We start from the raw sequence: 5959 nt of genomic DNA, 5'->3' as shown, positions 1-5959 counted from the left end.
GTAGGGTAGGGTAGTTCACCCAGTTCACGGTACTCCTTCTTCCGCTCGAAAGCATCGATGGCGTAGATCACCTCGTTGTCTTTGTCCCAATCGATTAAGACACGGAAGTCACCAACTCGAAGCTTGTAGCCGGGGTGGTTCTTCAGCCGATCAAGAAAGTGGTCGGGGAAGTCCACGATGTCCTCCAACTTGTTGATGATCCGTTCTGTGTCCTGCGTTTCAAACTGCTCTAATGTTTTAACCAGTGTCTCTGTCAGAACGACCTCGTGAGCCACTGTTCCCCCCTCAGTCGTCGATACCGAGTCGTTCGCGGGCCTCGTCCGTTGACATCGTCCGGCCCGCCGCCACGTCCGCGTAGCCCTCCGAGACGCCCTCTTGGGCACCAGGCGTCAGAATTGGCTCCGTGGTGTCGCGCAGCACCTCACGAATAAACTCTGACCGGTTGGTGTACTCTAGTTCCTCCGCGAGCTCGTCAATCTCTGCGAGAAGTCGTTTCGGGACCTTCACGTTCAATTTGACCATGTCCCCGTTGCTGTCGCCGTCTGCACCCGTACTCATACATCGTGGTACGTGGGTGGTATTAATAGAACTGTCGCCAGCTTTCTACCCGAAAGAGGCTGTCAAGGCACGGCGGTGACCGTGTCGCCAGCCGCTGGATCGAATGGAAGAGTGATAATGTTCCCATACGTGTGAGACAACACGTTCCGGAATCGAGCGCCCTGTGCCATCTCCTCGGCCAGTGATCCCGACAGTATGCCTATTTCACCGAGCTGACGCATTGATGCCGGGTTGCTTGCTGGTGGATGGCCCTGTTCGTGTTTGCCGATTTCTTCGGCGATATCGATAGCTGCCTCCGTCATCTTCATAGAGTAACAAGGAGGAAGCCCACGGCTTCAGCCGTGGGAGGAATCCGCCAATACTCATAACAAACTACGAGCGATAGCAACCTGACTCCCCAGTACCAGCCGTAGAATTTATAAACGGATAGATCAACATGTGAAACACAGATGGAGGATGTGATTCGCACCGTCAAAGTCAAGCTTGACGTGCCCGAGGAGCGGTGCGACGACCTCCATCAGACGAAAGAGCAGTTTCTCTACTGTGCGAACACGACCGCAGCCTGGGCGTGGCGACACCCGGACGAGCACTGCGTCACCTCGAAACAACAAGCCGAGAACGCGCTCTACGACCGACTTCGGGAGGAAACAAAACTGACTGCGAACCTCGTCCAGAAGGGAATTCGACGCGCTATCGAAGCCATCAAAAGCGGTGTTGCCCGGCTCAAAAAGGGCGAGAGTACCAGTCAACCACAGTTCGACGCGTGGAGCGTCGTCTACGACAAGCGCAGCGCGACGTTCCACCGCGACCACGTGTCCCTTTCCACGGTGAACGGGCGCGTCGAGTGTGAGTACGTATTGCCAGACGATCCGACGGGAACGCCGATCGGCGAGTACCTGCTGAACGAGGAGTACGAGTTCCGGATGTCCACGCTCCAGTACGATCGCTCGACCGAGGCGTTCTACCTCCACGCACGGATGCGCCGCATCACAGACGACCACGAGCAGTCCGCGGCTGCTTCTAACGCCAAGCACAGAACAGTCCTTGGCGTCGATTTGAACGTGGACGGCTCGCTCGCCGTGACTTCCACGGGCGCGTTCATCGGGAATGCTGACGAGATGAATCATCGACGCCGCGAGTTCGAGAAGACGCGCGGGTCGATGCAACAGACAGGGACACGGTCGGCGCACCTGTCGATCCAGTCGATGGACGATCGCGAACACCGCTGGATGCAGAACGAACTCCATCGCGCCTCGAATCAGATTCTCAACGAAGCTCGCGATCACGGGTGTACGCACGTCGCGTTCGAGAACTTGACCGATATCCGTGATCGGATGGCTGGCGCGAAGCGATTCCACGCGTGGGCGTTTCGTCGCTTGTACGAGTACGTCGAGTACAAAGCCGAGATGTTCGATATTGAAGTCGAGCAGGTGAGTCCGGCGTACACAAGCCAGCGGTGTTCAAAGTGCGGGTTTACACACGAGACGAATCGGCGATTGAAACACCGATTCGCGTGTCAGAAGTGCGACTACGAGCTGAACGCGGATTATAATGCGAGCAAGAACATCGCTCGGAAACTGTTGAAACGACTCCATTCGGGGCAGACGTCTTCGGATGGAGGCGCACCCTGTCAGTGTGCGCTGACGTCAGGGACGCTGAACCTGAACGGCGGATTCACCGCCAGCGTCGATTCGACGACAGAAGGGGAGTCCACTGACAAGCCCACGACTTCAGTCGTGGGTCACTGACGAGGCGTTTGCTGGTCGGTCCCGCTTGCTGTCAGTTCATGACGTAGTTCGGCGGCGTGGTTGCTGTTTCCAACCAAGAGGATCCCAGTTTCGAATATCGCCGTCGCGAGTGGTTGAGTGACTGTGTGGAGATCAACGAGATCGATGTCATCCGTGTTCAGTTCATCGCTCAGATCGGCGCTCAGCCCAAGGAACACGTCGTTGTATCCCCGATCTGTCGGCTTGTGTTCGTCAAACTCGACCGCAATATCGATGTCGCTCGTATCGTGGGCCGTGTCGGTGGCGTGGGACCCGAACAGGATCGCGAGCCGGACCGGATGCTCTCGGAGCACAGCTTGGACGGTCTCAATATCGAAGTGGCTCTCGAGAGTGGTCGATTCAACGGTTCTCATTAGTTCAGGATACATTCTCTGATGATATAAAACGCAGGTGGGATCCCCGTGGTCTTGTCTGAATGCGGGTATTAGCGTGTGAGCGCGTGATCCCTCCAGCGCTCGTTTCTAGCCGAACTCGTAGTCGCTGTCGCGAGCGCTGACGTACTCGTTGTTGCCTGTTCGGTCCGGCACGTAACACGGACCATGACTCGCCCCGTTGAAGACAGGCGCCTCAATATCCAGCCCGCTTCGACGGTGAACGAGCAGCGGTAGTCGGTCACGCAAGTCTTGGATGAGCGGTTCCCGCCGTGCGTGGAGCGTGCCACCCGGCGGCCGGCGTTCGGTCAGCGGCGGGAGCCGGTCTTTGTAGAGGTCCTCGGCGGTGACGATTCGAACGTCGAGCAGCTGTGCGAGATACCATACGGCGGTGGTCACACCCCACGTCACTAGGACGGATATCGCTCAGACGCGTAATGCTCGGTGAGGGGCAACCGCTGCCGAATGGAATGACAGATCGACGAGAGAGCCGTGGGAACCGATTGCGAGAATGTTACGGCGGGTTTTCTGCTTCGTTCAGCTGTGTAAGCGAGTTCTCTTCGTATACACGCCGCCAGAGAGAATGTACAGCACGTGTCACCTGCCTGGGCTCTGTGACAGTAATACAAGAGCGCTGTGGGTGCTCTGACGGCGCATCGGGTGGGTTGTGAAAATGCTTGTTCGGAGCGTCTGGTTTGGGATGGTAGTCAAATCGAAAGTTAACATCCTGATTGTCAGTATGGTGAAAATTGTAGTATCCCGTTTGGTACCATCGAACATCGAACCGACACGAGTCCGCATCTCCGATTCCGTCATCGAGTCGGACGACGAGTTTTGTCGGGTCTAGTAGGCTGTCGAACCCTGCTTCGACGACAAGCCCATCCAGCGTTGTGAACTCGTCTCGAATCTGTTCTACCGCTGTCTCGTCTAGTGGTCCGACTTCCCCCTCGACATCTGTGTCAGGCTCCATTTATGCCGTTGATTGCTCGCTGTCATCGCTGAGTGTACCGTACTTGGACGATCCGGTAACATGGCTGGTGTCAGCAACACGAGCCGCAGCAGCGTGGCTATCGTCAGGGTCGAAATCGTAGAGTGAGAGCGCCGCCTGTACAATCTCAAGATTCTGTTCAATCTGTTGCCAGCGAGTGACATCTTGCCACCCGTCGTCTCCAGGTTCTAGTTCGAGAGTGAGTTCGTCGACGTCAGCAACGTCGTACTGCTCTTGGAAGCTGTTCAGTTCCGTCTTGAGGTCTCGGATCGAGTCTCGGATTTCGCTTTTGCTATGTTCGCGATGAATCGCTGCGATACGCTTCATTGCCAGCATCTGGGGAGCGCGCATATACCGTGTTCCGGACTCTGTGTTGATTACTTTGACACGGCCAGTTTCCGCTAGTATCGAGAGATATTTTCGCGCAGTTGGTTCACTCACCTGTGCTCGTTCGGCTATTGTACTGGCCGCTTGCGGCTCGGTGGTGACGTCACTGACGTGCCGGATGCGGTCGAACGTGGTTGTATCTGCTTTCCACTCCTCAATAGCGGCTTCATTCACGTCTCCCTCCCACAGATCGTGGGGAGCGTCAGTTGTGGTCATGTGTATCAGCGACTACAGGCTCTACTGATAAAATACTTTCTTAGAAATAACTAATATTTGCTATCCTTGCCGAACTCGTAGTCAGTGTCGCGGGCGTCGACGTACTCGTCGTTGCCCGTTCGGTCCGGCACGTAACACGGACCGCTCCCACCACTGCTGTAGAACACCGGCGCCTCGATGTCGAGGTCACTCCGTCGTCTCAACAACTGCGGCATATTGCTTCGGAGTTCGCTCACCCGGGGCTCGCGACGAGTGCGGAACGTACCCCTCGGTGGCGATGTTCGGTCAGGGGTGGGAGCGGCTCTGTGGTGAGGCCGTCGATGGTGACGATTCGGACGGTGAGTAGTTGCGCGAGCCACCACGCCGACGTAGTCACGCCCCACGCCACGACGAGGATGGGCATCGCACGGGCGAGCAGCGCTCGATGCGAGATGGCTGCGACTGCGTTGCGGCCGACAAGCGACGTGTGCCAGTCTTTACACTCGGCGACGAGAAAATCGTCTGGCTCCCCACGGAGGGGACTTCGCCGTGCGATCACGTCGGTTTCGAGTCCGAAGAGGGACTCGATGTGCCCACCCAAATGTTTTAGTCCATAGTTCGCGTACTATAGACCATGTCAAATGCGTCCCCCTCAGCCGGTTCAGGAGACGCGGGAAGTGCGGCCCGGCAGTTCTTCGTCGTTCAGGAGCTGTTGGGAAGCCCTGAACTCGCACGGTTTTATACTGATCTGTTGATCAACTCTCCGACCACGATTACGGCAGCACGAGAGCGTCAACAACTCTCGAAGAGTACGGCGTACAAATACGCTAACACACTCGCGGAGCTGAGCGTCGTTGAGGAACTCGACGAATACGACCATGGGTCAGCACTCTGGCGTGCTGATCCCGTTAGTGGCAATTGGACGGATCAAGCTACTATCGAGCTTGGTCCCGCCCTTATTGCGGTGTACGGTGCGACTAGCGTCGATGAGGATCTCGCGCTCTTTGTTGACCGCCACGGAAAAGCTGAACTTGCCCCCGCAATCGCAGCCACAATTTCGTATCTCAAAGGAGACACTACTCGCCGCGGTGTCGCCGATGAGATTGGGGTCCCTGCTGTTGAGGGGATCGCGGTCACGCAGGCAATCGAAGGGATACTTGCGGTCGTTACAGACCACGACCCGACACTAGCTGACGTGGATTTTGCGGTGGATATCCACGAGCGGACGATTGCGGACGCACCGTACCAACGCGATGAGTGAAGAGCACCCGTCGCCGTTTCCGGGTGCTCTTGTGCTTGATACAAGCTTTCTTCGGACGCTCGGTGGGACTGATAGTGATGCGTATCAGACGTTCATCAGGTACGTCAAGTCAAACGAGTGTGAACTGTTCTTGAGTGCCGTGTTGAACGCAAGACGGCGGCAACATCGGATTTTTGATATTCGATCTTCTACCGGTAGCAGCGCTTTAGCTGTAGATTCTCAGATCGGACGATTCGATTCGAGCGGAATTGTGCGGCGACCAAAGCATCAGTTTCACAAGATACCAGATAAAGCATGAGGTGGACGATGGCGATGCCTCTCTCGGATACATTCGGAGAAGGGGAGCAGGCGGCGAGCTCTAACTCGCCGCCTGCTCGAGGTTATGGACGATACACTTCCGTGTGAGCTCCCG

11 protein-coding genes are annotated in these 5959 nt (G+C 56.6%); 2 read left to right on the top strand and 9 right to left on the bottom strand.

What is annotated here, in order from left to right; all coding sequences use genetic code 11:
- From Z052_RS11835 to Z052_RS11825, 3 genes are all read right to left on the bottom strand, one after another.
- The coding region (locus Z052_RS11835; RefSeq protein ID WP_099289048.1) for a type II toxin-antitoxin system RelE/ParE family toxin at window positions 1-275 on the bottom strand (275 nt) is incomplete at its 3' end.
- 10 nt (window positions 276-285) lie between these two features.
- Window positions 286-558, bottom strand: coding sequence for a type II toxin-antitoxin system Phd/YefM family antitoxin (locus Z052_RS11830; protein WP_099289047.1), 273 nt, complete (start codon window positions 556-558; stop codon window positions 286-288).
- Window positions 559-620: 62 nt separating this feature from the next.
- Window positions 621-866 (bottom strand): DUF86 domain-containing protein, encoded by a 246-nt coding sequence (locus tag Z052_RS11825; RefSeq protein WP_099289046.1) that lies wholly within the window; start codon window positions 864-866, stop codon window positions 621-623.
- 141 nt (window positions 867-1007) lie between these two features.
- Between Z052_RS11825 and Z052_RS11820 the strand changes: the two genes are divergently transcribed.
- Window positions 1008-2306, top strand: coding sequence for an RNA-guided endonuclease TnpB family protein (locus tag Z052_RS11820; RefSeq protein ID WP_099289045.1), 1299 nt, complete (start codon window positions 1008-1010; stop codon window positions 2304-2306).
- Here Z052_RS11820 and Z052_RS11815 read toward each other — a convergent pair.
- From Z052_RS11815 to Z052_RS20540, 6 genes are all read right to left on the bottom strand, one after another.
- On the bottom strand, window positions 2300-2713 hold the full coding sequence (locus Z052_RS11815) for a nucleotidyltransferase family protein (RefSeq protein WP_094521140.1): 414 nt from the start codon (window positions 2711-2713) through the stop codon (window positions 2300-2302). The genes Z052_RS11820 and Z052_RS11815 overlap by 7 nt on opposite strands.
- Window positions 2714-2806: 93 nt before the next feature.
- Window positions 2807-3115 (bottom strand): hypothetical protein, encoded by a 309-nt coding sequence (locus tag Z052_RS20230; RefSeq protein WP_158228684.1) that lies wholly within the window; start codon window positions 3113-3115, stop codon window positions 2807-2809.
- 115 nt (window positions 3116-3230) lie between these two features.
- Window positions 3231-3686 (bottom strand): hypothetical protein, encoded by a 456-nt coding sequence (locus Z052_RS11805; RefSeq protein WP_099289044.1) that lies wholly within the window; start codon window positions 3684-3686, stop codon window positions 3231-3233.
- Window positions 3687-4307, bottom strand: coding sequence for an ArsR family transcriptional regulator (locus tag Z052_RS20995; RefSeq protein WP_241897934.1), 621 nt, complete (start codon window positions 4305-4307; stop codon window positions 3687-3689).
- A gap of 50 nt (window positions 4308-4357) precedes the next feature.
- Complete coding sequence (locus Z052_RS20545; protein WP_199058270.1) at window positions 4358-4543, bottom strand: hypothetical protein; 186 nt, start codon at window positions 4541-4543, stop codon at window positions 4358-4360.
- Window positions 4540-4887 (bottom strand): hypothetical protein, encoded by a 348-nt coding sequence (locus Z052_RS20540; protein WP_199058269.1) that lies wholly within the window; start codon window positions 4885-4887, stop codon window positions 4540-4542. The genes Z052_RS20545 and Z052_RS20540 overlap by 4 nt, the downstream gene beginning before the upstream one ends.
- A 33-nt stretch (window positions 4888-4920) precedes the next feature.
- Between Z052_RS20540 and Z052_RS11790 the strand changes: the two genes are divergently transcribed.
- Window positions 4921-5547, top strand: a complete 627-nt coding sequence (locus Z052_RS11790) for a hypothetical protein (RefSeq protein WP_199058267.1) — start codon at window positions 4921-4923, stop codon at window positions 5545-5547.
- The last annotated feature ends 412 nt before the right edge of the window (window positions 5548-5959 follow it).

The sequence above is a fragment of the Halorubrum sp. C191 genome (assembly GCF_002727095.1).
Lineage (GTDB): Archaea > Halobacteriota > Halobacteria > Halobacteriales > Haloferacaceae > Halorubrum > Halorubrum ezzemoulense.
The sequence above is the reverse complement of the archived record's forward strand: the minus strand, read 5'-3'. Positions and strand labels throughout refer to the sequence as shown.